The 275-nt window shown below is 70.9% G+C and carries 1 protein-coding gene; it reads right to left on the reverse strand.

From position 1 onward, the window contains the following. Window positions 1–275: MBL fold metallo-hydrolase (locus KZZ07_RS26890; protein WP_255564626.1), on the reverse strand; the 275-nt coding region annotated here is incomplete at both ends.

Here is a 275-nt window from a genome sequence, read left to right on the forward strand (position 1 = left end):
TCGCCGAGATCGACCGACTGCCCCCAGTCGCGGGTCTCGACATGCATCGTGTCGTCGTAGCCGCGCAGGATCGTGTCGTTGCCCAGGGGCGCCACGATCAGCGGCTGGTGCGCCTGCCAGATCCGGGCGAGGCTCGGCCCGTCGAGATGGTCGTAGTGATTGTGGGTGATGAGGACCGCGTCGATGGGCGGCAGGTCGGCGAGGGCGATCCCCGGCGGGTTGACGCGCTTCGGCCCGGCGAAGCGGACCGGGCTCGCGCGCTTGGCGAAGACCGG

The organism is Mameliella sp. CS4, from assembly GCF_019392335.1.
Lineage (GTDB): Bacteria > Pseudomonadota > Alphaproteobacteria > Rhodobacterales > Rhodobacteraceae > Antarctobacter.